Origin of the sequence: Pararoseomonas sp. SCSIO 73927, assembly GCF_037040815.1 — a bacterium.
Taxonomy (GTDB): Bacteria; Pseudomonadota; Alphaproteobacteria; order Acetobacterales; family Acetobacteraceae; genus Roseomonas.
Genome location: NZ_CP146232.1, coordinates 2,211,648 through 2,238,439, shown reverse-complemented (window position 1 = coordinate 2,238,439; position 26,792 = coordinate 2,211,648). Strand labels below are relative to the sequence as shown.

24 protein-coding genes are annotated in these 26,792 nt (G+C 71.8%); 14 read left to right on the top strand and 10 right to left on the bottom strand.

The window, feature by feature from the left end; genetic code table 11:
* Positions 1-104: 104 nt before the first annotated feature.
* The 6 genes from VQH23_RS10570 (at position 105) to VQH23_RS10545 (ending at position 6,994) form a co-directional block, all read left to right on the top strand.
* Positions 105-1,190, top strand: a complete 1,086-nt coding sequence (locus tag VQH23_RS10570; protein WP_338665603.1) for an ABC transporter substrate-binding protein — start codon at positions 105-107, stop codon at positions 1,188-1,190.
* A complete protein-coding gene (locus tag VQH23_RS10565) occupies positions 1,187-2,179 on the top strand; it encodes an ABC transporter permease subunit (protein ID WP_338665602.1) in 993 nt (330 codons plus the stop codon). The genes VQH23_RS10570 and VQH23_RS10565 overlap by 4 nt, the downstream gene beginning before the upstream one ends.
* On the top strand, positions 2,173-2,934 hold the full coding sequence (locus tag VQH23_RS10560; protein WP_338665601.1) for an ABC transporter ATP-binding protein: 762 nt from the start codon (positions 2,173-2,175) through the stop codon (positions 2,932-2,934). Before VQH23_RS10565 ends, VQH23_RS10560 begins: the two co-directional genes overlap by 7 nt.
* Before the next feature lie 83 nt (positions 2,935-3,017).
* The gene (locus tag VQH23_RS10555; protein ID WP_338665600.1) at positions 3,018-4,634 is read left to right on the top strand and encodes an ABC transporter substrate-binding protein; all 1,617 of its coding nucleotides are present in this window, start codon (positions 3,018-3,020) and stop codon (positions 4,632-4,634) included.
* Positions 4,635-4,645: 11 nt separating this feature from the next.
* The gene (locus VQH23_RS10550) at positions 4,646-5,947 is read left to right on the top strand and encodes a PLP-dependent transferase (protein ID WP_338665599.1); all 1,302 of its coding nucleotides are present in this window, start codon (positions 4,646-4,648) and stop codon (positions 5,945-5,947) included.
* 24 nt (positions 5,948-5,971) lie between these two features.
* Complete coding sequence (locus tag VQH23_RS10545; RefSeq protein WP_338665598.1) at positions 5,972-6,994, top strand: isopenicillin N synthase family oxygenase; 1,023 nt, start codon at positions 5,972-5,974, stop codon at positions 6,992-6,994.
* 281 nt (positions 6,995-7,275) lie between these two features.
* Here the strand turns inward: VQH23_RS10545 and VQH23_RS10540 are convergent, their stop codons facing one another.
* From VQH23_RS10540 to VQH23_RS10510, 7 genes are all read right to left on the bottom strand, one after another.
* Positions 7,276-8,214, bottom strand: a complete 939-nt coding sequence (locus tag VQH23_RS10540) for an ABC transporter substrate-binding protein (protein ID WP_338665597.1) — start codon at positions 8,212-8,214, stop codon at positions 7,276-7,278.
* A gap of 10 nt (positions 8,215-8,224) precedes the next feature.
* A complete protein-coding gene (locus tag VQH23_RS10535; protein WP_338665596.1) occupies positions 8,225-9,169 on the bottom strand; it encodes an ABC transporter substrate-binding protein in 945 nt (314 codons plus the stop codon).
* A 13-nt stretch (positions 9,170-9,182) separates the two neighbouring features.
* On the bottom strand, positions 9,183-10,289 hold the full coding sequence (locus VQH23_RS10530) for an LLM class flavin-dependent oxidoreductase (RefSeq protein ID WP_338665595.1): 1,107 nt from the start codon (positions 10,287-10,289) through the stop codon (positions 9,183-9,185).
* Between the two features lie 22 nt (positions 10,290-10,311).
* Entirely contained in the window at positions 10,312-11,592 is a 1,281-nt protein-coding gene (locus VQH23_RS10525) for an acyl-CoA dehydrogenase family protein (RefSeq protein ID WP_338665594.1), read from the bottom strand.
* 228 nt (positions 11,593-11,820) lie between these two features.
* Positions 11,821-12,792, bottom strand: a complete 972-nt coding sequence (locus VQH23_RS10520) for a hydroxyacid dehydrogenase (RefSeq protein WP_338665593.1) — start codon at positions 12,790-12,792, stop codon at positions 11,821-11,823.
* Between the two features lie 19 nt (positions 12,793-12,811).
* Positions 12,812-13,801, bottom strand: a complete 990-nt coding sequence (locus tag VQH23_RS10515; protein ID WP_338665592.1) for a tripartite tricarboxylate transporter substrate binding protein — start codon at positions 13,799-13,801, stop codon at positions 12,812-12,814.
* 303 nt (positions 13,802-14,104) lie between these two features.
* Positions 14,105-15,127 carry an ABC transporter substrate-binding protein gene (locus VQH23_RS10510; protein WP_338665591.1) on the bottom strand — a complete coding sequence of 341 codons (1,023 nt, stop codon included), beginning with the start codon at positions 15,125-15,127 and terminating at the stop codon, positions 14,105-14,107.
* Between the two features lie 110 nt (positions 15,128-15,237).
* Between VQH23_RS10510 and VQH23_RS10505 the strand changes: the two genes are divergently transcribed.
* From VQH23_RS10505 to VQH23_RS10475, 7 genes are all read left to right on the top strand, one after another.
* A complete protein-coding gene (locus VQH23_RS10505) occupies positions 15,238-15,900 on the top strand; it encodes a TetR/AcrR family transcriptional regulator (RefSeq protein ID WP_338665590.1) in 663 nt (220 codons plus the stop codon).
* Between the two features lie 75 nt (positions 15,901-15,975).
* Complete coding sequence (locus VQH23_RS10500; RefSeq protein WP_338665589.1) at positions 15,976-16,809, top strand: ABC transporter permease; 834 nt, start codon at positions 15,976-15,978, stop codon at positions 16,807-16,809.
* A gap of 3 nt (positions 16,810-16,812) precedes the next feature.
* Complete coding sequence (locus tag VQH23_RS10495; RefSeq protein ID WP_338665588.1) at positions 16,813-17,886, top strand: NAD(P)-dependent oxidoreductase; 1,074 nt, start codon at positions 16,813-16,815, stop codon at positions 17,884-17,886.
* Positions 17,873-18,715 (top strand): GNAT family N-acetyltransferase, encoded by an 843-nt coding sequence (locus VQH23_RS10490; RefSeq protein ID WP_338665587.1) that lies wholly within the window; start codon positions 17,873-17,875, stop codon positions 18,713-18,715. The genes VQH23_RS10495 and VQH23_RS10490 overlap by 14 nt, the downstream gene beginning before the upstream one ends.
* A gap of 10 nt (positions 18,716-18,725) precedes the next feature.
* A complete protein-coding gene (locus VQH23_RS10485) occupies positions 18,726-19,799 on the top strand; it encodes a dihydrodipicolinate synthase family protein (RefSeq protein ID WP_338665586.1) in 1,074 nt (357 codons plus the stop codon).
* Positions 19,796-20,560: an ABC transporter ATP-binding protein gene (locus VQH23_RS10480; RefSeq protein ID WP_338665585.1), complete on the top strand. Its 765-nt coding sequence runs from the start codon at positions 19,796-19,798 to the stop codon at positions 20,558-20,560. The genes VQH23_RS10485 and VQH23_RS10480 overlap by 4 nt, the downstream gene beginning before the upstream one ends.
* Before the next feature lie 32 nt (positions 20,561-20,592).
* Positions 20,593-21,984: an L-serine ammonia-lyase gene (locus tag VQH23_RS10475; protein ID WP_338665584.1), complete on the top strand. Its 1,392-nt coding sequence runs from the start codon at positions 20,593-20,595 to the stop codon at positions 21,982-21,984.
* Between the two features lie 31 nt (positions 21,985-22,015).
* On the opposite strand, the gene VQH23_RS10470 is transcribed toward VQH23_RS10475, so the two are convergent.
* On the bottom strand, positions 22,016-23,236 hold the full coding sequence (locus VQH23_RS10470; protein WP_338665583.1) for a hypothetical protein: 1,221 nt from the start codon (positions 23,234-23,236) through the stop codon (positions 22,016-22,018).
* A gap of 147 nt (positions 23,237-23,383) precedes the next feature.
* On the bottom strand, positions 23,384-23,743 hold the full coding sequence (locus VQH23_RS10465) for a hypothetical protein (RefSeq protein WP_338665582.1): 360 nt from the start codon (positions 23,741-23,743) through the stop codon (positions 23,384-23,386).
* A gap of 197 nt (positions 23,744-23,940) precedes the next feature.
* Here VQH23_RS10465 and VQH23_RS10460 point away from each other — a divergent pair, with 197 nt between their 5' ends.
* Positions 23,941-25,149, top strand: a complete 1,209-nt coding sequence (locus tag VQH23_RS10460; RefSeq protein WP_338665581.1) for an MFS transporter — start codon at positions 23,941-23,943, stop codon at positions 25,147-25,149.
* 93 nt (positions 25,150-25,242) lie between these two features.
* Here the strand turns inward: VQH23_RS10460 and VQH23_RS10455 are convergent, their stop codons facing one another.
* On the bottom strand, positions 25,243-26,553 hold the full coding sequence (locus VQH23_RS10455; protein WP_338665580.1) for a family 1 glycosylhydrolase: 1,311 nt from the start codon (positions 26,551-26,553) through the stop codon (positions 25,243-25,245).
* Positions 26,554-26,792: the final 239 nt, after the last annotated feature.

Below are 26,792 nucleotides of genomic sequence, written 5' to 3'. Positions count from 1 at the left end.
GGCACGGCCTGCAACGCCTGTCGCAGCCCCTTCGATCTCTGCTGCATCCGCTGACAACAGGTGGAGGCAGGCCGCCTGCCTCCGGCACACCCGAAGGGGATCCCATGATGACGACGTCCCAACCCGGACGGCGCGCCATCCTGCGCGCCGCGGGCCTTCTCGGCGCCGCGCTGCCGATAGGCGGCATGGCCGCCGCGCCACGCATCGCCCCGCGCGAGATGGAACCGCCCTTCGGCCTGGATCCTTCCGCCATCTGCCGCGCGAGCACCGGCACCCCGAGCGCGGCAGCGCCGGGCGAGCGGCGCGAGTTGAAGCTGACCTGGAACGCCAATGCCGTCTGCACCGTCGGCGTGCCCGTGGCGGAGAGGACCGGCATCTTCGAGCGCCATAACCTGAAGGTGGAGCTGATCAACTTTGGCGGCACCACGGACCAGCTGCTGGAGGCGATCGCGACGGGCAAGGCCGATGCCGGCGTCGGCATGGCGCTGCGCTGGCTGAAGCCGCTGGAGAGCGGCTTCGACGTGAAGATCACCAGCGGCATCCATGGCGGCTGCATGCGGCTCTTCTCCGCGGGAAACTCGGAGTTCCGCACGCTGGAGAGCCTGAAGGGCAAGGCCATCGGCGTCTCCGACATGGCCGCGCCGGACAAGAACTTCTTCTCCATCCTGCTGGCGCAGAAGGGTATCGACCCGCTGAGGGACGTGACCTGGCGGCAGTTCCCCGCGGACCTGCTCGGCGTCGCGCTGCAGCGCGGGGAGGTGCAGGCCTTTGCCCTTGGCGACCCGCTCGCCTGGATGTTCCGCGAGAGGGACGGGCTTCACGAGATCTCCAACAACCTCCAGGGCGAGTATGCCGGCCGCGCCTGCTGCGTGCTCGGCGTGCGCGGCAACCTCATCCGCCGCGACAGGCCGGCCGCCCGCGCCCTGACGGCGGCGCTGCTGGAGGCGCAGGAGTGGATTGTCGCCAACCCCGCCGAGGCCGCGCGCATCTTCGCCCCCTACGCCAAGGCGCCGGTGGATCAGCTGGAGGCGATGGTGCGCGACCACACGCACCACCACCACCCCGCGGGCGCCGGCCTGCGGCAGGAGATCGCGCGCTACACGGAGGAGCTGAAGCTGGTGCAGGTGATCCGCCCGAACACCGATCCCGCGCGCTTCGCCGAGCGCGTCTTCGCGGACGTGCTGTCGTGAGCGCGAGCGTCGGGACGGGCGTCCTTCCCGCCGCGCGGGAGGCGGGCCCCTGGCGCATCTGGGCGGGCGGCGCCGGTGCGGGGCTGGCCTGGCTGGCCGCCGCCGCGGTGGTGCTGGCGTGGCCCGACATGGACGAGTATGGCCGGACCGGGCTTCTCGGCGGCATTGCCGCGTCCGTGGGGCTCGCGCTGCTGCTCGCGGGCCTCGCCGGCGCGCCCGGCCCGGCCGCGCGGCTGCGCCCGGCCGGGCCCTGGCTGGTGGCGCTGGCGGCAGGCCTGATCGCATGGGAACTCGTCACGGCGAAGCTGGACCTGCTGCCGCGCCCCTTCTTCGTGGCCCCCCAGGCCCTGCTGGAGGTCTTCACCGACGACTACGCCAAGCTCGGCGAGAGCGTGCTCCACTCCCTCCTGCTGCTGATCCCCGGCTACCTTCTCGGCGCCGCCATCGGCTTCACCGTGGGCGTTGCCATGGGCTGGTCCCGCCGCGTCGGCTACTGGGCGCACCCGGTGCTGCGGCTGATCGGCCCGCTGCCCGCAACGGCCTGGCTGCCCATCGCCTTCTTCGCCTTCTCCACCAGCCGGCAGGCCAGCACCTTCCTCATCGCGCTGGCCACCTTCTTTCCCGTGGCCGTCCTCACCTGGTCCGGCGTCGCCTCCGTCGCCGGCAGCTTCTACGACGTGGCGCGCACCATGGGCGCGCGCCCCTGGTTCCTCATCCGCAAGGTCGCGGTGCCCGCGGCGCTGCCCTCGGTCTTCGTCGGCCTCTTCATGGGGCTGGGCTCGTCCTTCTCCGTCCTCGTGGTGGCGGAGATGATGGGCGTGAAGGCGGGCCTGGGCTTCTACATGCAGTGGTCCCAGGGCTGGGCGGCCTACGCCAATGTCTACGCGGCGCTGCTGGTACTGGCGGGGATGTGCACGGGCCTCGTCACCCTGCTCTTCCGCGTACGGGACTGGAAGCTGGCCTGGCAGAAGGGGGTGGTGCGGTGGTGAACCCGATCGGGCTGCGCCTGCGCGGCATTCATCACGCTTTCGCCCTCAAGGGGCAGGATCTGCCGGTGCTGGAGGAGGTGGACCTCGATGTCCGCCCCGGCGGCTCCGTGGCACTGCTCGGCCCCTCCGGCTGCGGCAAGTCCACCCTGCTGCGGCTGGTGGCGGGGCTGGAGCCGCCGCGGCGCGGCACGCTGGAGGCGGATGGCGCGCCGATCACCGGCCCCGATCCCTCCCGCGTGCTCATGTTCCAGGACCCCACCCTCTATCCCTGGCGCAGCGTGCGCGGGAACGCCGCGCTGGGGCTGGAGGCGCGCGGCCTGATCCGGGCGGAGGGCGCGCGGGTGGACGATGCGCTGCGCCTCGTCGGCCTCCACGAGTTCGCCGAGGCCTACCCCCACCAGCTCTCCGGCGGCATGGCGCAGCGCGCCGCCCTGGCCCGCGCCCTGGTGAACCGCCCGGGCCTGCTGCTGCTGGACGAGCCCCTGGGCAAGCTGGACAGCCTGACGCGGCTGAAGATGCAGGAGGAACTGGTCGCCCTCTGGCAGCGGGAGGGCTTCACCACGCTCCTCGTCACCCACGACGTGGAGGAGGCCCTGCTGATGGCGGAGCGCGTCCTCGTCTTCTCACCCCGCCCCGCGCGGGTGGTGTCGGAGATCGCCGTGGGCCGCCCCTTCCCCCGCCACCGGGACGACCCGCACCTCGTCGCCCTGCGGCGGGAAGTGCTGGAAACCCTGGGGCTGCGCGAGGCAGCCTGAACACCTTCCCGGCGGCGCGGAGGCGCGCCGCCCGCCATTCCCTCGCCCGGCGAATCCCTCCGGGCCGAGTAGAGGATTTCCTGATGCCCTTCGCCCCCTCCCGATCGCCGTTCCTCCTCTCGCGCGGGATGCGGTGGTTCTGCGGGACGGCCCTCGCCGTGGTGTTCGGCCTGCCACCCTCTGCCGGCCAGGCGCGGGAGCTGCGGATCGGCATCTCCAGCCCCGTGAACTCCGCCGACCCGCACTTCTCCAACACCACCTCCAACTCCGCGATGACGGCGCATGTCTTCGACACGCTGGTGGCGCGCGACCCGCAGTCCCGCCTCGTCCCCGCCCTGGCCGAGAGCTGGAAGCCCGTGGGCGAGACGACGTGGGAGTTCCGCCTCCGCCCCGGCGTCACCTGGCACGATGGCCGCCCGCTGACGGCCGACGACGTGGCCTTCACCATCGCCCGCGTGCCGAACGTGCTCGGCGCCACCGGCGGCTTCCACAGCGCCGTCCGCCCCATCACGCGGGTGGAGGTGGTGGATGACCGCACGGTCCGCTTCCACTCCGCCGGGCCGCACCCGCTGCTGCCGAGCGACATCTCCTTCGTCCAGATCATCTCCCGCCACGCCGGGGAGGGCGCGAACCCCGAGGACTACAACAGCGGTCGCGCCTCCATCGGCACGGGGCCCTACCGGTTCGTGGCCTACCGCTCCGGCCAGGGCGCGGTGTTCGAGCGGAACGACGCCTGGTGGGGCCCGAAGCAGCCCTGGACGCGCGTGGACTACCGCTTCATCGCCAATGACGGCGCCCGCTCCGCCGCCCTCCTCGCCGGCGACGTGGACCTGATCGATCAGGTCTCCGCCAACGACCTGCCGCGCCTGCGCGCGGACCGCCGCGTGACGGTCAGCGAGATCCCGGGCGTGCGGCTGATCTACCTGCAGCCCGACTTCTCCCGCCAGGAGGAGGTGCCGGGCGTGACCGACAACGACGGCAGGCCGTTGCCGCGCAACCCCTTCCTCGATCTGCGCGTGCGCCGCGCCCTGTCGCTGGCGATCGACCGCAAGGCCCTGGCGGAGCGCGTGATGGCCGGCACGGCCATCCCCACCGGCCAGTGGCTTCCGGAGGGCAGCTTCTCCTACGCGCCGGAAGTCCCCGTGCCCGTGCAGGACCTGGCGGAAGCGCGGCGCCTGCTGGCGGAGGCGGGCTTCCCGCAGGGCTTCCGCGTCGTCCTGACCACGCCGAACGACCGCTACCCCGGCGACGCCGCCGTCTCCCAGGCCGTGGCACAGTTCTGGACCCGTGCCGGCGTGCGGACGGAGGTGCAGCCCCTGCCCTGGGCGAGCTATCTCACCCGCGGGTCGCGCCAGGAGTTCGGCTTCCGCCTGGGCGGCTGGGGCAGCTCCACCGGGGAGGCCTCCTACATCCTCCGCAACGTCCTCGGCACCTACGACCGCAGCAAGGGCTGGGGCGGCCCGAACTTCAACCGCTACAGCAACCCCGGGCTGGACGCGCTGACCGCGCGCGCCACCGCCACCATCGACGACGGCGCGCGCGAGGCGCTGCTGCGGCAGGCGACGAAGCTCGCGGCCGACGATCTCGGAATCCTTCCGCTCTTCCTGCTCCGCAACGCCTGGGCCTCGCGCAACGGCGTGGGCTACGCCGCGCGGGCGGACGAGCAGACCCTCGCGGCCTCCGCGAGCCTGGCGCAGTAGAGGAGACCGCCATGAGCCAGAAGCCCGAAACCCTCGTCCTTCACGCCGGCTGGCGCGCCGATCCGGCCACCGGCGCCGTGGCCGTGCCGATCTACCAGACCACCTCCTACCAGTTCCCCAGCTCCGACCACGCGCAGTCCCTCTTCAGCCTGGAGAGGCTGGGCTTTACCTATACCCGCACCGGCAATCCGACGACGGACGTGCTGGAGAAGCGCGTGGCGGCGCTGGAGGGCGGGGTGGGTGCCCTGGCCCTTGCCTCCGGCCAGGCGGCCTCGGCCTTCTCCGTGCTGGCGCTGGTGCGGGCGGGGGACAACATCGTCTCCTCCACCGACCTCTACGGAGGCACCTGGAACCTCTTTGCCAACACCCTGGCACAGCGCGGCGTGGCAGTGCGTTTCGCCGACCCGGCGGATCCCGAAAACTTCCGCCGCGCCACGGATGAGCGCACGCGCGCCTACTACGCCGAAACCCTGCCTAACCCGAAGCTGGTCGCCTTCCCCATCGCGGAGGTGGCGGCCATCGGCCGCGCGCAGGGCATCCCGCTGATCGTGGACAATACTGCGGCCCCCATCCTCGCCCGCCCGCTGGCGCTCGGCGCCGCGGTCGTCGTGCACTCCGCCACGAAGTATATCGGCGGCCACGGCACCTCCATCGGCGGCATTATCGTGGATGGCGGCAACTTCGACTGGGCGGCCTGGAAGGATCGCCAACCCGCCCTCAACACGCCCGACCCCAGCTACCACGGCGCAGTCTGGACGGAGGTGGCGGAGCGCCACGGGATCGGCGCCTACGCCGCCCTTGTCCGCAGCACGGTGCAGCGCGACCTCGGCGCCCCCATCTCGCCCTTCAACGCCTTCCAGCTCATCCAGGGGCTGGAAACCCTGCCGCTGCGGATCGAGCGGCAGGTGAGCAACGCCACCGCCGTCGCCGCCTGGCTCGCGCGCCACCCCCAGGTCACGCGCGTCATCCACCCCTCGCTCCAGACCGGCGAGGCGCGGGCGCGGGCGGACCGGGTCCTCACGGGCGGCCCCGGCGCGCTGGTGGGTTTCGAGCTGGCGGGAGGCAAGGCCGACGGCGCGCGCTTCATCGATGCGCTGAAGCTTCTCTACCACGTCGCCAATATCGGCGACGCGCGCAGCCTGGCCATCCACCCCGCCACCACCACCCACAGCCAGCTCTCGGCCGAGGAGCAAGCGGCGAGCGGCGTCACGCCCGGCTACGTCCGCCTCTCCATCGGCATCGAGCACATCGACGACATCCTGGCCGATCTCTCGCAGGCGCTGGACGCCATCCGGCTGCAAGCGGCCGCCTGAGGACAGAGGCCCGAGGAACCAAGAATGACCGAACTCGCCCTTCCCCTGATCGACCTCCGCCGGCTGGATGGCCCGGCGGAGGACCGCGCCGCCTTCCTGCAGCACCTGCGCGCCACCGCCCGCGACGTCGGCTTCTTCTACCTCGCCGGCCACGGCATCCCCGATGCGGAAGGTACGGCGGTGCTGAAGACCGCCCGCCGCTTCTTCGAGCTGCCGGAGGCCGACAAGTTCTCCGTGCAGATGGTCCATTCCCCGCACTTCCGCGGCTACAACCGCGCCGGCCAGGAACTGACGCGCGGCAAGCCGGACTGGCGCGAGCAGTTCGACATCCACGCCGAGCGCGAGGCCCTGCCCCGCACGCCGGGCTCCCCGCCCTGGGCGCGTCTCCAGGGCCCGAACCAGTGGCCGAGGACCCTGCCCGACCTGCGCCCCGCCCTGCTGAACTGGCAGGCCGCGCTGACCGCCGTGGCCACCCGCCTGCTGCGCGCCTTCGCCGAGGCGCTGGAGCAGCCCGCCGACGCCTTCGACGGCATCGTGCAGGGCGCGCCGAACCAGACCATGAAAATCATCCGCTACCCCGGAAAGGAAGGCCCGCGCGACGACCAGGGCGTGGGCGCGCACAAGGACAGCGGCCTTCTCACCTTCGTGCTGCAGGACAGCCGCCGCGGGCTGCAGGTGCAGAAGGAGGACGGGAACTGGGTGGACGCCGTGCCCGTGCCCGGCACCTTCGTGGTGAATATCGGGGAGCTGCTGGAGCTGGCCTCCAACGGCTATCTGCGTGCCACCATCCACCGCGTGGTCAGCCCGCCGCCCGGCGAGGACCGCGTCTCCGTCGCCTTCTTTCTCGGTGCCCGCCTGGACGCGGACGTGCCGCTGCTGAACCTGCCCCCGCATCTGGCCGCCGAGGCGAAGGGGCCGGCGAGCGACCCGGAGAACCCGCTCTTCCGCTCGGTGGGGCAGAACTACCTGAAGGGCCGCCTGCGCTCCCACCCCGACGTGGCGCAGCGCTGGCACGCGGACCTGCTGCCGGCGCCTGTGCCAGCCTGATCGCTGGCGGTCTGTGGCCAGGGAGAGGAAGAAAGAATTCTTCCTCTCCCCGGACCCCTCACCATCATCTTTTTCCCCGGGTTGGACGCGCTCCGCTGACGGTGCGCCTCGGCTCATGCAGCCGAGGCGACTGCAAGGGCAGGATCAAGTTCCATCGCTGGCGCCGCGCTTTGGGTCAGCCCCGCGGCAGCCCGAAGCGGGTCCAGGGTTGGGGACCTATAGGTCCCACCAGCCTCCTGGCGGGGATCCAAGGGGCGGCGCCCCTTGGGGCACCACCTCCGTCACACCGCCCGCGCGAAGCGGAGGTCCAGCCCGGGGCGGACATCCACGCGCCCGCGCAGCAGGCCGAACTCCACCGCCTCGTCCGCGGCGCGCTGGAACTCGGCGACGAGCGCCTCGTCCAGAACGCCGGGCACGGTGCGCTCGATGCCGTAGGCGCGCTCCAGCACGGGCACGGGCAGGCGGGTCAACTCGGCGTTGTAGCGGGCGTATTCGGGGATGTGGCCATCGGCCCAGCGCCAGCCGTCGCGGAAGCGGCGGAGGAGATCGGCCAGGATCGCCTCCTTCTCACGGATCGCCCGCTCATGGGCCGCGACGAACATGATGGAGGGCGTCAGGCCCCTGCCGTCCACCACGGTGCGGGCGCCGAAATCCAGCACCTCCAGCGAGATGTAGGGTTCCCAGATTGCCCAGGCATCCACCGCGCCGGAGCGGAAGGCCAGCGCGGCATCCGTGGGCGGGAGAAGGTTGATCGTGGCATCGGCCGGCGCGATCCCCTCGCGCTTCAGCGCGGCGCGGATGAGGAACTGGCCCCAGCCGCCGCGATTGCCGGCGATGCGCTTGCCCCGCAGATCGGCCGCACTGCGGATGGAACCATCCCCGCGCACGAGGATACCCTGCCCGGCGGGGGAAGGCCGCGCGACACCGATGGCCTTCACCGGCGCGCCGGAGGCCTGGACGGTGAGGAAGGCGAGGTCGCCCTGGTAGCCCAGGTCCAGCGCGCCGGCATTCAGCGCTTCCAGCAGCGGCGCGGCGGCGGGGAACTCGCTCCACTCGATGCGGTAGGGCAGGTCGCGCAGGGCGCCGGAAGCTTCCAGCAGGGAGCGCAGGCCACCCTTCTGGTTGCCGATGCGGAGCACGCCCGCGGGCTGGGCGCGGAGGATGCCCGGCGCCCCGAGGAGAGCGGCGCCGGCGGCGAGGAGGGTGCGGCGGCTGGTCATCTCTGGCCTCTCAAGCGCCGGTGAAGGAGGAGTCGATGCCGTCCGCCACGTTGAAGCGGCGGGAGACGATGCCGTACTCCACGCAGCGGTCCACGGCCTCCTGGAACTCGCCGAGCAGGGCGGCATCGATCGGCACGGCCTTCGTCCCGCTCACCTCGTAGGCGCGCTCGATCACCGGCACGGGCTGGCGGATCAGTGCGGCGGTGGTGCGGGCGTAGTCCTTCAGGTGCGCGTTCGCCCATTCCCATCCCAGGCGGTTGCGGCGCACGAAATCCTCCAGCTGCGGGCGCTTGTTCCGCAGCGCCGGCTCGCTGACGGCGAGGAGGCTGGCGCTGGGCGTCAGCCCGCGCGCATCGGCCAGCACGCGGCTGCCGAAGTTCAGCACCTCCAGCGAGGTGAAAGGTTCCCAGACCGACCAGGCGTCGATGGCGCCGGAGCGGTAGGCCAGCGCGGCGTCGGATGGCAGCAGCCAGGCGATGTTTACCTCGGAGGGCTTCACCCCCGCCTTCTCGAGGATGCGGAACAACGAGTAGTGCGTCCACCCGCCGCGCGCCGCGGCCACGCGCTTGCCGCGCAGGTCCGCCACCGTCCGGATCGGCCCGTCGGCCTTCACGACGATGTTCTGGGAGGCCCCGTCCGACCGGGTGGCGCCCACCGCCCGGATCGCGGCGCCGTTGGCGAAGACGGAGAAGAAGTTCAGGTCGCCCATGGAGCCGATATCCACCGCGTCGGCGTTCAGCGCCTCCAGCAACGGCTGGGCGGCCTGGAACTCGCTCCAGGCCACGGGATAGGTCAGGTCCTTCGTCTGGCCAGAGGCCTCCAGCAGGGCTTGCAGCCCGCCGCGCTGGCTACCCACGCGCAGCGTGGCGGCGCGCGGCTGGGCCCGGGCCGCGCCCGAGGTCGCGAGAAGGCCGGAGGCGGCCAGGAGGGCGCGGCGGCCGGTGATGCTGCTCATGATCTGTCGTCCCTCACTCGGCCGCGGTGCGCACGGCGACGGAGACGCGGCCGCGATCCTCCGCATCGGCCAGCTCGCGCAGCAGCGGGATCAGTTCCCGCCCGTACTGCACCGCGTCCGGCAGCGGATCCCAGCCGCGCAGGATGTAGTGGGACACGCCGTGGGCACGGTAGCGCAGCATGGCGCGCGCCACCTGCTCCGCCGTGCCGACCAGCGCCGTGGAGTTGCCGCGTCCGCCCAGCACCCCGGCCATGGCAGTCCAGAGCCGCTCGTCCAGCACCTCCCCCCGCTGCGAGAGGCCGACGAGGCGTTGCGAGTTCACCGCGCCGCTGGCGGCGATCAGCCCGGCACCCCCGGCCAGGTCCTGCTTGCGGATCGCGCGCTGCCGGATGTCCTGGGCCTTCTCCCAGGCCTGCTTCTCGGTCGCCGCGATGATCGGGCGGTTGGACCAGGAGAAGGCAACCTCCCGCCCGGCCGGCACGGCGGCGCGCACGCGGTCCAGCACCGCGGCCGTGTCCGCCAGCGGTTCCCCGAACAGCGCGTAGACGTCGGCGTGGCGGCCGGCCACGCGCAGCGCGGCGTCCGAGGCGCCGCCGAAGAAGATCGGCAGGTGCGGCCGCTGGATCGGGCGCACATCCGACCAGGCGTCCTGGAAGCGGTAGAACTCGCCCTCGTGGCTGATAGGGCGGTCGGCGGTCCAGATGCCGCGGATGATCTCCAGGAACTCGTCCGTGCGGCGGTAGCGCGCGGCGTGGTCGGCGTAGTCGCCGTCCTTCCGCTGGTCCGGGTCATCCCCGCCGGAGATGACGTGCAGCGCCAGGCGCCCGCCCGTCAGGTTCTCCAGAGTCGCCAGCTTGCGCGCGGCGAGGGTGGGCGAGACGAAGCCCGGGCGGTGGGCGATGAGGAAGTTGATTTTCTTCGCCACGGCGGCCGCATGGGCGAGGACGAGGAAGCCGTCCGCCGCGTTCGTCCAGTAACCCGCGAGAACTCGGTCGAAGCCGCCCTCCTCGTGCGCGCGCGTGATCGCCTCGATGTGGTCCGGCTGGAAGGCGGCGCCGCTCGGCGGCTCAAGGTCCGAGGTGGGCCGGGCCCAGATCATGCCGGTGATGTGCAGCGTCATGGGTGTTCCTCTCTCGATCTGATCAGGCCGCGAAGGGCGCGAGCGCCTCTCGCCCCGCCGCGGCATGGGCGGCATCGGCGGTGGGCACGTGGATGCGGGCGCAGAGAACGTCGCGCAGATGCCGCTCCAGCGGGTTGGCGCGGGCATAGGCGTGGTTGCCCGCCAGGGCCGCCGCCAGCTCCACCGCGCGCACGGCGTTCTCGGTGAGGATTGTCTTGAGAAGCAGACTGTCCGAGACGGAAGGCGGCCCGCGGGCATCCGTCTCCGCGGCCACCGAAGCGATGAGGCGGTCGTTCACGAGAAGGATCGACTGGATCTCGCCGACCTTCTCCTGCATCCGCGGCAGGCTGGCCAGTGGCGCGCCGAGGCTCGTGGGACGGCGATCGTGCAGGAAGCGGATGATCCAGTCCCGCGCGGCGCGCCCGATGCCGTTGTACAGGGCGCCCAACCCGACGGCGTTCCAAACGGCCTGCGCCGGATCGGCCCCGGCCCAGTCCTCGGGCGCGCGGAGGTCGACGGCGTGCTCCGCGGGCAGGACCACGTCCTCGAACACCACGTCGTGGCTGCCGGTCGCGCGCATGCCGAGCTGGTCCCAGCTCTCCACGATCCGCACGCCCGGCATGTCCGCTCGCACCAGGGCATAGCCGAGCCGCGGGCGCTCCTCCGCCGTCCTGACCCAGACCTCCATCCAGGTGAGGCCCGGCGCGCCCGTCACGTAGGTCTTGCGGCCGGAGAGACGCCACGTCCCGTCCGGCCGCGCATGAAGCGTGGAGGCGGGGAGGCCGCCACGGGTCGGGGAACCCAGATCCGGCTCGGCCCGCAGCGCGTTCAGCAGCGCCCCGTGCTGCACGGCATCGCGGGCAACGCGGGCGTGCACCGCCCTGGGCCAGCGCCCCTCGCGGGCCAGTGCCGCGTGGCGATTCAGCTGCATGGCCAGGATCAGGCCGGTGGAGGCGCAGGCGCCACCGACGGCCCCGAGAAGCCGTGCCGCTTCGGCAAGGCCCCTGCCCTGCCCGCCGAAGCGGGCGGGAACGGTCAGGTCCAGCAACCCCGCGCGGTGGAGTGCGGCGAGGTTCGTGGACGGGAAGCTGGCGTCGGAATCGTGCCGCGAGGCGGCGGAAGCGATCCGCCGGATGACAGGGCCGACGCCCTCATCACCCGCATCGGCGAGCTGCAGGCCCTGTCCTCCGGCCTGCTGCTCCGAATCCGCCCTTAGCCCGACGACGGCTGCCCCGGGCTTGTCGAGAAGAAAACTTTCGGTGCCGGCCGTCAGTCTACCGGGTGAGCGCGTGAGGGACGTCATGCCCCGAGGCTAATGAACCGGGCGCCCTGCACGAACAGAGGTGTTTCCCAAACTTCAAGCGAGACGGAGAGAGGTCATGCTGCGTTGGCGGCCGTGGAAAGAACAATCGTGGTGACGGGAGAATCCGGGCCCGGAGATCGGCCGCACCCGGATGCGAGCCATGGTGGGTGTCGGTTCGTGGGAGCGACCTGATCCGCTTTGCCGGATGGCGCCGTCGCCGGCGCGAGCCTAGCGGTGGCCGAGGGTCTCCCGGTTCACCACGGCGTCCGGGTCGGGGTGCCCGGCCAGGAAGTCGATCGCGTTCCCGGCGGCGTCCCAGGCCATCTTCCGCAGTCCCTCGGCGGTGCTGGCGGCGACGTGCGGCGTGACGACGACGTTGTCCAGCGACAGGAACGGGGGAGCCTCCACCATCGGCTCCACCCGCAGCACGTCCAGCCCCGCGGCCCCGAGATGGCCGGAGCGCAGCGCGGCGTCCAGCGCCGCCTCCTCCACCAGCGTGCCGCGGGCGGTGTTGATGAGGACGGCGCCAGGCTTCATGGCGCCGAGGAAGGCCGCATCCACCATGCCGCGCGTGGCATCGCTGGCCGGGACGTGGAGCGACACCACGTCGGCCGCGGCCAGCCCGGCGTCACGGTCCTTCACCGCCTCGTAGCCCGCGCCGCGGATGGTGCCGGCCGGCATGTAGGGGTCGTGCACCATCACCCTCATATCGAAGGCGGTGCAGAGCCGGGCCACGCGGGCGCCGATGCGGCCGAAGCCGAGGATGAGGAGGCGGCGCCCGCCCAGCTCGAAGGTCTGCGACTGCCCCTGCACCCGCCACTGCCCGGCCCGCACCCCGGCATCCACGGGCAGCACCCGCCGCGCGACCGCCAGCATCAGCATCAGCGCGTGCTCGGCCACGGACGCGGCATTGGCCTCCGGCGTGATCATCACCGTCACGCCGCGCGCCGTGCAGGCCGGCACATCCACTAGGTCGTAGCCGACTCCGTGCCGGCACACCATGCGCAGCCGCGGCGCCCTGGCCAGGAAGGCGGCATCCACCACCGTGCCGCGCACGATCGCCGCCTCGGCCGTTTGAAGCTGGCCGGCGAGGTCGGGGGCCCCTGCCTGCCCCGCGTGGCCTACCGTGATCCCCGGCGCGTCGATCAGGCGCTGCACGCCGTCGGGGTGGATGGGATCGACGACGGCGACATGGGGCATGGCTTGGGATCCGGAAGCGTCAGTTCTGGGTGGACCAGGGCGTGCGCTCAAAGAGGCGCCGCACCGCGGTCTCCTCCTCCAGCACGGCCGCCTTGTACGCCTCACTCAGGAGCGGGCGGAGAGGCATGTTCAGCCTCGCAGCCTCGGCCAGGAAGACGGGGTCGGCAAGGATGGCGCCGAAGGCCTGCACCAGCCGCCCGGTGATCTCCGCCGGCAGGCCGGGCGGGGCGACGAAGCCGCGGGCGGAGCCGCCCAGGGCGTCCACGCCCTGCTCCCGGAAAGTCGGCACCTCGGGCAGGCCGGACCAGCGCGCCGTACCGGCCTGCCCAAGGCAGCGCGTGCGCCCCTCCCGCATCAGCGTCAGGCCCTCGCTCACGTTGTAGGAGGCGACCTCCAGGTTCCCGCCGAGAAGGTCGCGGATGACCGGTGCGGTGCCGTTATACGGCGCGTGAAGGGCCTTGCTCCCCGTGGCCGCCTCGAAGGCGAGCAGCAGGAGGTGGTCGTCCGAGCCCGTGCCGGCGGCGGTCCCGACCGAAACGGTCTCGGGCCCCTTCTGCAGGGCGGCCCGCAGCTCGGCGAGGTTGCGGAGCGGCGAGTCCGACCGGACCCAGAAGGCGGCCGGATCGTCCACCACGTTGGCGATGTAGGTGAACTCGCCCGTCCTGAACCGCACCGGCCGCTCCAGCGAGCGCGTGATGAAGCCCTGGGTGGCGACGGCGCCGAGAGTATAGCCGTCCGGCCGGGCGGCGAAGATCGCCTCGTTGCCGATCTGGCCGCCCGCACCCGCGCGATTGCTCACGACGAAGCTCGCGCCGCCCAGGCGGTCCGGCAGGTACTTCGTAAGGAGGCGCGCCATGACATCGATGCCGCCCGAGGGCGGATAGGGCACGATCACCTCGATCGGACGGGCGCCCGGCCAGGCAGGCTGCGCCAGGACGGAAGGGGCCAGGACCAGATGGGCCAGGGCAGGGCCGAGGCAGGCACCGAACAGGGTGCGTCGGGTGATCATGGCTTTCCTCCCGTGACAGGCTTGGTCGCTCATGGGCCGCTCATCTGCCCGTCACGCAGGTTCCCGCAGCGGCCAGGACCTGGCGAGCCCCTTCCTCGATGAATCGCTCGATCGCCCGACCGTTCAGCCCCGGGATCGCCGCGCGCCACGATCATGAAGGTGCCACACCCCGGTCGCGCGCCGTGGCGCACCTCTCCACTGGGCATCCCGGAGGGGTCCAGGCGGAGGACAGCCCCGTCCTCCAGGGCATCGCACGCCACGCCTGCCAGAGACAGGGAGGCCCCTCGCCCCGCCTGCCGCCACTCAGCCCGGCGTCATTCGTACGGAATTGTCGAGGAAGGCGTTGGTATAGGCCTTCTCCACATCAAAGGGCTGGGCGCCCTCGAAGTTGTTCTGGATCAGCTCGTAGTCAGCCTTCATCCGTTCCGCGCTGAAGGCGCCCAGGGCCACGCCTGTCGTCGTGGGATCGCGCTGCAGCTCGACCACCCGCTCCCAGACGTGCTGCTGCGTCCAGTCATCCAGGCCGGAAGCCGCCGCGAACAGCGCCCGGATGGCCGGCTGCGGATCGGCCACGGAGGCCGCGAAGGCGCGCTGGGACACCTGCACGAACCGGCGGACCGTGTCCGGCTGCCGGGCCAGGAAGTCCCCGTTCACGACGACGGAGTTGCCGTAGGGATTGATGCCGAGGTCCATCCAGCGCTGGAAGCCGAGATCGGCGCCGAACTCGCGCACCTTCAGGTCGTGCTCGTTCCAAAAGTCCGAGGTGATGTCGATCACCTTGTTCTTCAGCGAGGGAATCTTGGCGGGCGGCGCCACGTTCACGAAGCGAACGGAGGAGGGGTCGATCCCGACCCGGCGGGCGAAGATCGGCCACATGATGCGGGACGCATCGCCCGGCGGGTTCCCGATGGAGCGGCCCACGAAGTCCCTCGGCCCGGCGATGCCGTTGCTCTTCAGCCAGTAGAAGGTCTGCGGCGAATTGGCGAAGATCGTCATCACCGCGACGAGGTTGCCGCCGCGCCCGCGGGCGAGCAGCGCGGTCGCCATGTCGGAGATGCCGAGCTGCGCCGTGCCGGCCACCACGCGTTGGGAGGAGAGGCCGGATCCGCGCCCGGCTTCGATGGTCACGTCCAGGCCGGCCCCCTCGTACCAGCCATTCGCCTTGGCCAGGTAGTAGGGCGCGTGGTCCGCATACGGCGTCCAGTTCAGCACGAAGGTCAGCCTCTCCTTCGCCTGGGCGCGGGCGATGCCCGGCGTGGCGAGGGGAGAGGCAAGGCCCGCGAGCAAAAGCCCGCGGCGCCTGACGGCAGCGAAGTCGCTGGGCATGCGCGGTGATCCTCTTCCGGGCCCGGCTCCGCGGGCTGTCACGGGAAGGCTATCACGCTAAGATCGGGCCGCAACATTTTTCCAACCAAACAGTTGGTAGGGGTGCCGCCATGCCGAACCGAGCCACCGCCCGCCGGCCGGCCCCGCGCCGCGAGCCCGGCAAGCGGGATCCGGAGAGCACGCGCCGCGCCCTGCTGGAGGCCGCGATCGGCGAGTTCGCGGAGAAAGGCCTCGCGGGGGCGCGCGTGGACGAGATCGCGGCGCGCGCGGAGGTGAACAAGCAGCTCGTCTATCACCACTTCGGCACGAAGGAGGACCTGTACACCGTGGCGCTGGAGGAGGTGTACGCCGCCATCCGCCAGGAGGAGCAGGCGCTGCACCTGGACGACCTGCCCCCGTGGGAAGCGATGGAGCGGCTGGTCGGCTTCTCCTTCGACTATCTGAGCGCCCACCCGGAGTTCGTGGCCCTCCTCAACGACGAGAACGGGCATGGCGGCCGCCATGTGCGCGCCTCCGCGCGGCTGCGGCAGATGCACTCCCCGCTGATCGGGATGGTGGAGGAGACGCTCAACCGCGGCGCCCGGGAAGGGCTCTTCCGGGCCGAGCTGGACGCCGTCGACCTCTACATCACCATCGCCGGCATCTCGTACTTCTTCTTCTCGAACAACCGGACCCTCTCCGCCATCTTCGGCAAGCGCCTGGACACCCGCCCCGCCGTCTCGCGGCACCGGAGCCACGTCATCGGCTTCGTCCTGGCCGCTCTCCGCCCATGAAAGCCGGTATCAACTAAACGGTTGACACCTTTCCTCGCGCGCCTCTAGCGTTTCGGCACGACAAGGAAGGTGGGCATGACAGCGGAGGCGAGCACCGGTTTGGCAGCCGACGGGGCCGTGGCCGCGCGCGACCCGCGCCGGGACGCCGCCGCCAGGGCCGCGCGGAGGCGCTGGGGCATCATCCTGCTCGTGCATTTCGCCGCCATCGCGCTGTGGGAAGGGCTGGCGCGGATGGCCGGCCTGCCCGCCTTCCTCCTGCCGGCGCCGAGCGCGGTGGTGGCCACCCTCGGCAATCCGAACCACGCCTGGCTCTCGAACACGCTCGTCACCCTCGCCGAGATCGGGGGCGGCTACCTGCTGGCGATCGTGCTCGGCGTCGCGGGCGCGCTTCTCTTCACCTGGTCGCGCACCCTGTCGCTGCTGGTCTTCCCGCTCCTTGTCACGCTCAACATGATCCCGAAGGTGGCCCTCGGGCCGATCATGATCGTGTGGATGAGCTACGGCATCCTCACCAACACCCTCATCACCTTCAGCCTCTGCTTCTTTCCCATCCTGCTCACCACCGTGCGCGGCCTGCAGGAGGTGGAGCCGGACCTGCTGGACCTCGTGCACTCGCTGAAGGGCTCGCGCTGGCAGGTGTTCCGCTACATCCAGCTTCCCGGCGCCCTGCCCTACATCTTCTCCGGCATGAAGGTGGCGTCGATCCTGGCTGTCGCGGGCGCCGTGGTGGGCGAGTTCGTCGCCTCCGAGCGCGGCCTCGCCTACCTCATGATCCAGGTGCAGACCTCGCTCGACACGGCGGCCATGTTCATGGCCGTCATCATCCTCACCCTGCTCGGCCTCGCCCTCTACCTCCTCGTGCTGGGGCTCGAGCACCGCTTCGTCCCGAAGGACGCCAGGAAGGGATAGGCCATGTCCGCCCACGCCATTGAGAGTGCCGCCGGCCAGCGCTGGCTGGACGCCGCCGACCTGCCCGACCGCATCACGGACGAGGCCGAGCTGGACGAGTTCCTCTCCCGCCCCAGCCGGGCGCTCGCCGCCGACCTGGCCTCGCTGGAGGGGGACATCATGGTCCTCGGCGTCGGCGGGAAGATGGGCCCCACCCTCGCGCGCCTCGCCCGCAACGCGGCGCCGGACAAACGCGTCTTCGGCGTGGCCCGTTTCAGCGAGGCGGGGCTGCAGCAGGAGCTGGAGCGGCACGGCGTCGAGACGATCGCCTGCGACCTGCTGGACCGCGCGGCCCTGGAAGGGCTGCCGCGCGCGCGCAACGTGGTCCTCATGGCCGGGCGGAAGTTCGGCGCCAGCGGGGACCAGTCCCTGACCTGGGCGATGAACACCCATGTACCGGCCCTGGTGGCGGAATCCTTCCGCGCCTCCCGCATCGTCGCCTTCTCCACGGGCTGCGTGTACCCCTTCGTGCCCGTCACCGGCCCCGGCTCCACCGAGGACAGCCCGCTCGATCCGCCCGGCGAGTACGCCTTCTCCTGCATCGGGCGGGAGCGGATGATCCAGCACTTCTCCGCCCAGCACGGCACGCCGGGCCGCCTCTTCCGCCTGAACTACGCCATCGACCTGCGCTACGGCGTGCTGTTCGACGTGGCCACCAAGGTCATGCGCGGCGAGCCGGTGGACGTGACCATGGGCCACGTCAACGTCATCTGGCAGGGCGACGCCAACGCCCAGGCGCTGCGCTGCCTGGCGCACGCCACCGTGCCCGCCGCCCCTCTCAACGTGACAGGGCCGGAGACCATCCCGGTCCGCTGGCTCGCCAAGGCCTTCGGGGAGCGGCTGGGCAAGCCCGTGACGATCACCGGCCAGGAGGCGCCGACCGCCTGGCTCAACAACGCCGCGGAGGCGGCGCGCCTCTTCGGCTATCCCGTCGTGCCGCTGGCGCGGATGATCGACTGGGTGGCGGACTGGGTCGCGCGCGGCGGCAAGGCACTGGGCAAGCCTACGCATTTCGAGGTGCGGGATGGAGCCTACTGAGGCCGCGCCCGTCGCCGTTCCCGTCGCCGCGCTGAGCACGTCCGCCATGGCCGGCTGCCTCGCCCTCTCGCGCGAGGCCGGCTGGAACCAGGCGGAGGCGGACTGGCGGCTGTTCTTCGAGGGCGGCACCGTCTTCGGCATCGGCGGCGACAGGCCGGTCGCGACCGGGGCGGTCCTGCCGTACCGTGAAGGCGGCTTCGCCTGGATCGGCATGGTGCTCGTCACCGCCTCCATGCGCGGCCGCGGGTTGGGAACCCGCATCCTGCGCCACGGCCTCGCCCTGCTGGAGGAGGCGGGCCTCCTCCCCGTGCTGGATGCCACGCCGGCCGGGGCGCGCATCTACCGCCCCCTCGGCTTCGTCGCGCAGCTCGGCCTGACGCGCTGGCGGGGTCCCGCCGGCGGCGAAGCCCCGGTCGGCCCGCGCCCGGCGGCGGCGGGGGACCTTTCCGCCATGGCGTCGCTCGATGCCGCCGCTTTCGGCGCCGCCCGCCCCACCGTTCTCCGGGAGCTGCTGCGGCGTGCCCCGGCACTCGGCTTCGTGGGGGATAACGGTTTCGTCCTCGGCAGGGATGGCGCCCGCGCCACTCAGATCGGCCCGCTCGTCGCGCCCGACGAGGCGGCGGCGCTGCCCCTGCTGCAATCCGCGCTGGCCCAGGCGCGGGGCGAGGTGATCATCGACCTCGCCGATCGCTGCACCGGCCTGGCCGATGCCCTCCGCGCCCGCGGCTTCGCGCCGGAGCGCCCCTACACCCGCATGGCGCTGGGCCATGCCGAACCCTTCGGGGATCCGTCCCGCCTCATGGCGGTGGCGGGGCCCGAACTGGGCTGAGAGGACCACGATGCCGCTGCACCGCCCCCTGCACCGGACGGACCTGCCGCCCGAAACCCTCGCCCTGCTGCGGCAGGGCGTCGCCATCCCCGCCCACCCCCTCGCGCTGGACGCGCGGCGGGGGTTCGACCGCCGCCGCCAGCGCGCCCTGACGCGCTACTACGTGGATGCCGGCTCGGGCGGCCTCGCCGTCGGCGTCCACACCACGCAGTTCGAAATCCGCGACGTCGGCCTCTACGCCCCCGTGCTGGAGGCGGCGATGGAGGACTCGCGCGCCTGGACGGATCGGCCGATGGTGATGGTGGCCGGGCTGGCCGGCCGCACCGCCCAGGCGGTGGCGGAGGCGCGCACCGCCGTGTCGCTCGGCTACCATGCCGGCCTGCTCAGCCTCGCCGCGATGAAGGGCGCCTCCCCGGAGGATATCCTGGAGCACTGCCGCACCGTCGCGGCGGAGATCCCGCTGGTGGGCTTCTACCTGCAGCCCTCCGTGGGCGGCATCCCGCTCGGCGTGGATTTCTGGCGCGCCTTCTGCGCCATCGACAATGTCGTCGCGGTGAAGGTGGCCCCCTTCAACCGCTACCGCACCCTGGATGTGGTGCGCGGCCTGGCGGAGGCGCGGGCCGAGGACCGCGTGACCCTCTACACCGGCAATGACGACCACATCGTGCTCGACCTCGTCACCCCCTTCACCGTGAAGCGGGACGACGAGGCGGTGACGCTGCGCTTTCAGGGCGGCCTGCTCGGCCACTGGTCGGTCTGGACCCAGGGCGCGGTGCGGCTGCTGGAGAGGCTGAAAGCCGCGGTGGCGGAGGGTCCGCTCCCGCCGGGTATCCTCGCCCTGGATTCCGCCGTGACCGACTGCAACGCCGCCTTCTTCGACGTGGCAAACGACTTCCACGGCTGCATCGCCGGCTGCCACGAGATCCTGCGCCGCCAGGGCCTGCTGGAGGGCACCTGGTGCCTCAACCCGGCGGAGGGGCTGAGCCCGGGGCAGGCGGAGGCGATCGACCGCGTCTGCCGCCTCTACCCCGAATTCTCTGACGACGCCTTCGTCGCCGCGAACCGGGAGCGCTGGCTGTCGTGACCGAGCCGCTGATCACGCTGGACAAGGTCCGCAAGGTCTACCGCACGGACGGGGGGGACTTCACCGCCGTCTCCGACGTCACCATGACCGTGAACGAGGGCGACCTCGTCTCCCTCGTCGGCCCCTCGGGCTGCGGCAAGACCACGGTGCTGAAGATCCTGGCCGGGCTGCACGAGGCGAGCGACGGCCTCGTTCGCATCGGCAACGCGGCCTCCGGCTTCGTGCCCGGGCGCGATGTCGGCATGGTGTTCCAGCAAGCCCTCCTCCTGAAGTGGCGGACCATCCTGGAGAACGTGACCCTGCCGGCCGAGATCCTCGGCCTGCCGAAGAGGGAGGCGCGCGAGCGCGCGCGCCACCTGCTGGCCATGGTGGGCCTGCGCGGCTTCGAGGAGAAGTTCCCCTACCAGCTCTCCGGCGGCATGCAGCAGCGGGCCGCCATCGCCCGCGCCCTCGTGCACGACCCCAAGCTCATCCTGATGGACGAGCCCTTCGGCGCGCTGGACGCGCTGACGCGGGAGAAGATGAACCTGGAGATGCTGCGCATCTGGCAGGAGAGCGGGAAGACCATCCTCTTCGTCACGCACTCCATCCAGGAGGCCGTGTTCCTGGGATCGCGCTGCGCCGTGCTGACGGCCGGCCCGGCGCGGATGGCCGACACCTTCACCATCGACCTGCCGGCGCAGCGCGGCCTCGACATCAAGACGACCGAGGCCTTCGGGGTGTACGTGAAGCGGATCTACGCGCAGCTCGGCATGCACTGACCTGCCGGGCACGTGGCCGGGAGAACGTTGTGATGGCCGAGGATGCCGCTGCCCCGACGCCCCCTTGGGCCGGGCTCTTCGACCTGTTCCGGATCGGCATAGGCCCGTCCAGCTCTCACACGGTCGGGCCGATGATCGCCGCCGCGCGCTTCGTCTCGGAACTTCCGGACCTCCCGCTCCTCTCCCTCGCGGTCGACCTCTACGGCTCCCTCGCCTCGACCGGGAAAGGCCACGCGACGGATCGGGCCATCCTGCTGGGCCTTCTCCGCGAGAGGCCGGAGACGGTGGACCTCGATGCCGTTCCGGCCTTGCTGGCGGATCTCAGGGCCACCCGCTCCCTCCCCCTCGGCCGGGGACGCACCGTGCCCTTCGATCCGGAGGCCGACATCCTCTTCCACAAGGGAACATCCCTGCCGCGTCACCCCAACGGGCTCACCTTCCGCGCGCGGGCGGAGGGCGGTGCGGAAATCCGCCGGACGTTCTACTCGGTCGGCGGCGGCTTCATCGTCGAGGACGGGGAGGCGGAGCAGGGTTCGGCTCCCGCGACGCCCTCCGTACCCTACCCTTTCGGCACCTCCGCCGAGCTTCTCGCCCTCGCCGAGGCCGCCGGGTGCTCGATCGCGGAGCTGCAGCGGGAGAACGAGCGCAGCCTCCGCAGCGATGCGGCGATCACCGAGGGTATCCGGCGCATCTGGTCGGCGATGCGGGACTGCGTGGACCGCGGCCTCGGCCAGGACGGCGAACTTCCCGGCGGCCTCCGGGTGCGCCGGCGCGCGCCCGGCCTGCACGATCGCCTCCTCCGGCGCGAGTCCGCCAACACCGCCGACCCCCTGCACGGGATGGATTGGGTGAACCTCTACGCCCTTGCCGTGAACGAGGAGAACGCGGCCGGCGGGCGGGTGGTGACCGCGCCCACCAACGGCGCGGCCGGCATCGTTCCCGCGGTGCTGCACTACTACACCCGCTTCGTCACCGGCGCGGACGAGGCGGGGGTCGAGACCTTCCTGCTCGCGGCCGCCGCCATCGGCTCCCTCATCAAGCGGAACGCCTCCATCTCCGGCGCGGAGGTCGGTTGCCAGGGCGAGGTCGGCTCCGCCTCGGCCATGGCGGCCGCAGGGCTGGCCGCGGCGCTGGGCGGCAGCAACCGGCAGGTCGAGAATGCCGCGGAGATCGGGCTGGAGCACAATCTGGGCCTGACCTGCGACCCGATCGGCGGCCTCGTCCAGATCCCCTGCATCGAGCGGAACGCCATCGGGGCCGTCAAGGCGATCAACGCCGCGCGGCTGGCCCTGCACGGGGACGGCACCCATCACGTCAGCCTGGACCAGGTGATCCGCACCATGCGCGACACCGGCCGCGACATGCTGTCCAAGTACAAGGAGACCTCCGAGGGCGGCCTTGCCGTCAACGCGGTCGAGTGCTGATGCCGGACCCCGCCGCCCTGCCAGCCCGCCCTCAGTAGCGGCGCGCGTCGTCGAACCATCGCTGGGCATCGTCCTCCGTGCCGCCCAGCCGTGCCATGGCGTCGCTCCGGCTCAACTGCCACACGGCCTCCGCCAGGGCCTCGCGCTCCGTCGTCTCGATCCCCTTCACGTCGTTGAAGCGGACAGTAAACGCCGTGATCGCCGCCTCGGCCTCCGCAAGGTCGCGCGCGCCCGACAGCGCTGCCAGCGCGGTGTCGAACACCTCGTTCGCCATCCTCGCGAGCCGCCCCGGCCAGGACGAGAACGGCCGGCCGAACTCCGCCTCCCACCAGGCGGGCTTGCGCAGTCCGCTGACCGAGGCATGGCCGCCGAATGGGCGAAGGGCAGCGCGCACCTTCAGCTGCTGGCGCAGGCGCTTACCTGCCGCCTCCTCGACATTGAAGGCGATGAACGTGTCCAGTTCCGGCCAGCTGCCGAGCGCCGGCAGGCCGCCCAGATCGGGCATGGCGCGCAGCTCCAGGCCCTTCAGCCGCGGCTGAAGGGCCAGCTCGTCCAGATCGCAGAAATTGCCCCGAAGATTCAGCGAGCGCAGGTTGGGAAAACGGCCGAGGCAGCGCAGCGACACCGGCTGCGCCAGCGGGCCGTTGTGCAGCGACAGGCGCTCGGCCCCTTGCAGGACGCCCATATCGGGCAGCTGAAAGGGCGAATCCGTCCTGCGCCGGCCGGTGCGCGGTGCCAGATCCAGGTAGGGAGGAACGTCGCCCTCGACGGAGATGCGCGACAGGTCGCCCCCCAGGGTCAGGCTGAGATGAGGCGAGACCGATCGTGCGGGCAGCACCAAGTGCAGGCGCCCGCCGGGTTCGTCCAGGGCGATCGACAGGTCATGCACCCGGGACCGGCTCGCATCGACCGTCCGGTCCACCGGCAGGACCGCGGCCCACGACATCCTCTCGATCGGGCGCCGGCGCGCCCAGTCGAAGAATCCCGCGTCGCTTCCGGTGTAGTGCAGGAAGCGCGGCCAGGGTGACCCATCGGGCACGGTGAACGGATCGAGCACGCTCCAGTCGATGCATTCCCCCGCGCCAACACAGAGGTCCACCTTCCTGCCCTGGGCAGGTGAGCCAATCACAAGGCTGCCGACACCGGGCTCCCTGATGAGCGTGTGGCTGCGCGGACCGGTCAGGTCGATCGCGTGGCGCTCCCCACCTATCGGCCTCCTGGGCGCGGGGGCCTGCGGGCCGTTGTCGCTCATGTGAAGATCGTCCCCTCACTGGCTCGTCCACGACTGCCTCGCTGGGCGCGAGAGCCGCCCTGTCCAGGACCATTGTCGCAAAGGTGGGCAGCAATCCCCCGCTGACCGATGGGATGGGGCCGCCCGCGTCCCCATATGACCGGCGCGCTACCAGGCCGTGAAGGTGAGCTCGCCGAAGCGGCGATGGTCCGCTCCGCCCGTGAAGGCCGTCTCGATCAGCCCGTGGACCTCGCCGATGGCGACCCGCTTTCCATAGGAGCCGCCCCGGTCCGGCTGCGGGAAGTCCATCAGGACGATCCGGAGATGGCGGGCATCATCGACGTCGTCGGGAATGCCGTCCTCGAAGTAGAACTGGACCGTCCTGTCCTGGCTGTCGATCAGGCCAAGGAAGTTGCCCTCTACGCCCCGGACCTCATCGGACCAGATCAGGCAGGCCTCCCGAAGATCGACCTCCCTGGCCTCCTCGGAGGGGAGCCCGTCGCCGCAACTGCTCCAGAACACCTTCATCGACACACCCTCGGATCCGGCCCGACCGCGATCCTAAGCCGCCTGACAGGTCGGGCGAATGCCCGATGGGTGCCGGAGTCAGCCAGGGGTTCGCCCCCGACGGCTCTGCCCTACCGAGTACGCCGCAGCGGGCGGCCGAAACGGGACGGGCCGTGACCGGTTAGCCCCCGGCGCCTGCCCGAGGCGGAGGAGAGCCCATGATCACGGAGACGCGTGCCGAACGCCGCCTGGACGCGCTGAGCTTCTTCGTCTCCGACGCGCGCTACGGCCTGGGCGCCTTCCTCGGTGTGTACCTGATCACAGAACACGGCTGGGATGCGGGAAGCATCGGCGCCGCGCTCTCCATCGGCGGCCTGACCGGCCTGGTGTCGCAGGCCCCCATGGGGGCGCTGGTGGATGCCGTCCGCGCCAAGCGCGCCCTGATCGCCGGCGCCACCGTGCTCGTCACGGCGACCTGCCTCTTCATCCCGCTCGCGCCGCGCTTCTGGCCGGTGGCGCTGGCCGGGGTGGTCGGGGCCCTGGCCGGCGTGACGATCGGGCCCACGCTGTCCGCCATCTCCCTCGGCGTGGTCGGCCCCCGGCGCTTCGCCCGGCGCGCGGGGCGCAACGAGGCCCTGTTCCATCTCGGGGACGGCGCGATCTGCCTCGTCATCCTGCTCACCGCGCCCTTCTTCGGCAGCAGCGTCCTGTTCTGGAGCATGGGCTTCACCATGGTCGCGAGCGTGCTGGCCGCCGCCGCCGTGCCCGGCCGCGCCATCGACCACGCCGTCGCGCGCGGCCTGCCGCCCGGTGCCGCGCCGGCACCAGGCCCGTCCGCCTGGCGGCTGCTGCTCGGCTCGCGCCCGCTCCTCGCCTTCGCCTTCTGCGGCGCCCTGTTCCACCTCGCCAACGCGTCCATGCTCGGCCTCGTCTCGCAGAAGCTCGCGCTGGGGAATCTCGGGCAGGGGATCACCCTGACCGCGGCCTCGGCCATCGCTGCCCAGTCCGTGATGGTCCCCGTCGCGGCGCTGGCCGGGGCGCGCGCCGATGCATGGGGGAGGCGGCCGCTGCTGCTGGCCGCCTTCGCCGCGCTGGCGCTGCGCGGGGCGCTCTTCACGCTGTCCGACAACACCGCCTGGCTCATCGCCGTGCAGCTGCTGGACGGGGTGGGCGCGGGGCTGATCGGCGCGCTCTTCCCGGTGGTGGTCGCGGATCTCACCCGGGGCAGCGGGCACTTCGCGGCGGCGCAGGGCGTGGTTGGCACGGTGCACGGCGTCGGGGGCGTGCTCAGCGCGGGGATCGCGGGGGCGATGGTGGTCCAGGTGGGCTACAATGCCACCTTCCTGGCCCTGGCCGGGGTGGCCGCGTTGGGGGGCGCGCTGTTCTGGCTGATCATGCCCGAGACGCGCGGCATGGTGGAGCGCTGAGGCCCGCGCCGCTTCCGGTGCCAGGGTTTGGACCGCTTCCGGCTGCGCGGAACCCCGCCGCGCCGGTCATCCCGCCCGCAGGCCGTCTCGCCTTCAGCCCTGCCCGGCCATGGCCCCGGGCTCGACCACGAAGCGATCCTCGCGCCGCCACCAGCCCGGCTCCTGCACGATCGGCGCCTCGTAGCGCTCGCCCCTGGCAAGGGCGCGGACGGCCCCGGCGATCGGCATCGGCCGCGGCGGGGAATGGCGCACGTCGAAGACTCCCGGCTCGTACCGGCCGTTGCGTTGGCGCAGGAGGGAGCACCAGTCCATCGCGCCGAAGATCGACCAGACCGTGACGGCCCGCAGGTCCGCGCCCTCCTGCCTCAGCCGATCCGCGGCGTTCCACACCTCCAGCAGCCAGCGGACGCACTCCTCCGGCTCACGGCAGCCGAGATGCGCCTCAGTGACGGCCACGGGCAGCCGGTAGCGCTCCCACGCCTCCCGCAGCCGCGCCTCGGGGCCGATATGGATGTCCGGCGGCAGCGGCACCCTCACGGCCTCCATGTCCGCGTAGACGAGGTCGCCGTTCCCGCCGACGGCCTGCTCCGGGTAGAGCGTGACGCGGTGATCCAGGAAGCGGTCGCTCGTGACGTAGTGGTTGATGCCGATGATGTCCGGCGGGCAGGGCTCGGCCACCAGCGCGTCCAGCCCCGCCTGCGGTACGCCCTCGGCCAGCATGATCGCGTACCAGGGATGGTGCCGGTCCACCCGGCCGCAGAGCAGGTCCAGGCTGAGCCAGCGGCGCTCGTTCTCATGCGCCGCCTGCCCCGCCAGCGGCTTCGTGGAGAAGACCCGGCCGAGATCCTCCGTCTGCACCAGCCGCGCGGCCGGGTTGACCCGGCGGATGGCGCGCATTGCCAGGGCGGTGCCCCGGCACTCGTTCATCAGCGCCGTCAGGAAGCTGCGCATGTCCGTGCCGTGCGGGAACCAATGCCCGTAAAGGCCGGAGAAGCGCGCCGTGGTCAGCGGCTCGTTCACCGGGGTCCAGTCCTGCACCCAGGGATAGCGGGCCGCGACCTGCGCGGCGTAGGCGGCCAGCTTCTCCGGGAATTCCGGGTCGAGCAGGCTCGTGTAGGCGGGGCCGGCCCCGTGGTGAACCAGGCCGACGATCGGGTCGCAGCCGAGCGCGCGCAGCCGCGCGAGGCGCGCATCGGACCAGCTCCAGTCCGTGCCGGAGAGACTGTCCGGCGCCACCCTCTCCCAGAGCACGGGGTAGCGCAGCTTGCGGATCCCAAGGCCGGCGATGAGATCCAGGTCCTCCGCGCGGTCGTGGTGGCCGGTCTCCCGGGTCTGGTCCCGCCACTCATCCCCGACGCGAAGGACCGTGCATTCGATGCCGCCCCACAGTTCCAGCCCGCTCATGCGTCTCCAATCCCGCCCGGTTCAGGCCGTGCTCGCACCGCACACTCCCGCCTAAGCGCCGCTCGGAAGGCTTCGTTTCCCGGCAATCGGTGAAAGTTGCATGCTCTCCAACATTCGTTAGTCGTGCCCCGGTGCTGGGAACGGCCGTGGATCGGCCTTGTTCCCGGGCCGCCTTGCTCTTTCCGTTCCCCCATGGGACGGGGCAGGGAGTCCGGAACTTTTCCGTCAGCGGTGCGTCA

Bases quoted from the DNA above. Each gene is read 5' to 3' on its own strand.
- VQH23_RS10520 (WP_338665593.1), bottom strand. From the start codon at position 12,792: ATGCCCCATGTCGCCGTCGTCGATCCCATCCACCCCGACGGCGTGCAG.
- VQH23_RS10500 (WP_338665589.1), top strand. From the start codon at position 15,976: ATGACAGCGGAGGCGAGCACCGGTTTGGCAGCCGACGGGGCCGTGGCC.
- VQH23_RS10475 (WP_338665584.1), top strand. From the start codon at position 20,593: ATGGCCGAGGATGCCGCTGCCCCGACGCCCCCTTGGGCCGGGCTCTTC.
- VQH23_RS10485 (WP_338665586.1), top strand. From the start codon at position 18,726: ATGCCGCTGCACCGCCCCCTGCACCGGACGGACCTGCCGCCCGAAACC.
- VQH23_RS10470 (WP_338665583.1), bottom strand. From the start codon at position 23,236: ATGAGCGACAACGGCCCGCAGGCCCCCGCGCCCAGGAGGCCGATAGGT.
- VQH23_RS10490 (WP_338665587.1), top strand. From the start codon at position 17,873: ATGGAGCCTACTGAGGCCGCGCCCGTCGCCGTTCCCGTCGCCGCGCTG.
- VQH23_RS10535 (WP_338665596.1), bottom strand. From the start codon at position 9,169: ATGAGCAGCATCACCGGCCGCCGCGCCCTCCTGGCCGCCTCCGGCCTT.
- VQH23_RS10455 (WP_338665580.1), bottom strand. From the start codon at position 26,553: ATGAGCGGGCTGGAACTGTGGGGCGGCATCGAATGCACGGTCCTTCGC.
- VQH23_RS10530 (WP_338665595.1), bottom strand. From the start codon at position 10,289: ATGACGCTGCACATCACCGGCATGATCTGGGCCCGGCCCACCTCGGAC.
- VQH23_RS10545 (WP_338665598.1), top strand. From the start codon at position 5,972: ATGACCGAACTCGCCCTTCCCCTGATCGACCTCCGCCGGCTGGATGGC.
- VQH23_RS10515 (WP_338665592.1), bottom strand. From the start codon at position 13,801: ATGATCACCCGACGCACCCTGTTCGGTGCCTGCCTCGGCCCTGCCCTG.
- VQH23_RS10570 (WP_338665603.1), top strand. From the start codon at position 105: ATGATGACGACGTCCCAACCCGGACGGCGCGCCATCCTGCGCGCCGCG.
- VQH23_RS10495 (WP_338665588.1), top strand. From the start codon at position 16,813: ATGTCCGCCCACGCCATTGAGAGTGCCGCCGGCCAGCGCTGGCTGGAC.
- VQH23_RS10555 (WP_338665600.1), top strand. From the start codon at position 3,018: ATGCCCTTCGCCCCCTCCCGATCGCCGTTCCTCCTCTCGCGCGGGATG.
- VQH23_RS10460 (WP_338665581.1), top strand. From the start codon at position 23,941: ATGATCACGGAGACGCGTGCCGAACGCCGCCTGGACGCGCTGAGCTTC.
- VQH23_RS10465 (WP_338665582.1), bottom strand. From the start codon at position 23,743: ATGAAGGTGTTCTGGAGCAGTTGCGGCGACGGGCTCCCCTCCGAGGAG.
- VQH23_RS10550 (WP_338665599.1), top strand. From the start codon at position 4,646: ATGAGCCAGAAGCCCGAAACCCTCGTCCTTCACGCCGGCTGGCGCGCC.
- VQH23_RS10525 (WP_338665594.1), bottom strand. From the start codon at position 11,592: ATGACGTCCCTCACGCGCTCACCCGGTAGACTGACGGCCGGCACCGAA.
- VQH23_RS10510 (WP_338665591.1), bottom strand. From the start codon at position 15,127: ATGCCCAGCGACTTCGCTGCCGTCAGGCGCCGCGGGCTTTTGCTCGCG.
- VQH23_RS10505 (WP_338665590.1), top strand. From the start codon at position 15,238: ATGCCGAACCGAGCCACCGCCCGCCGGCCGGCCCCGCGCCGCGAGCCC.
- VQH23_RS10540 (WP_338665597.1), bottom strand. From the start codon at position 8,214: ATGACCAGCCGCCGCACCCTCCTCGCCGCCGGCGCCGCTCTCCTCGGG.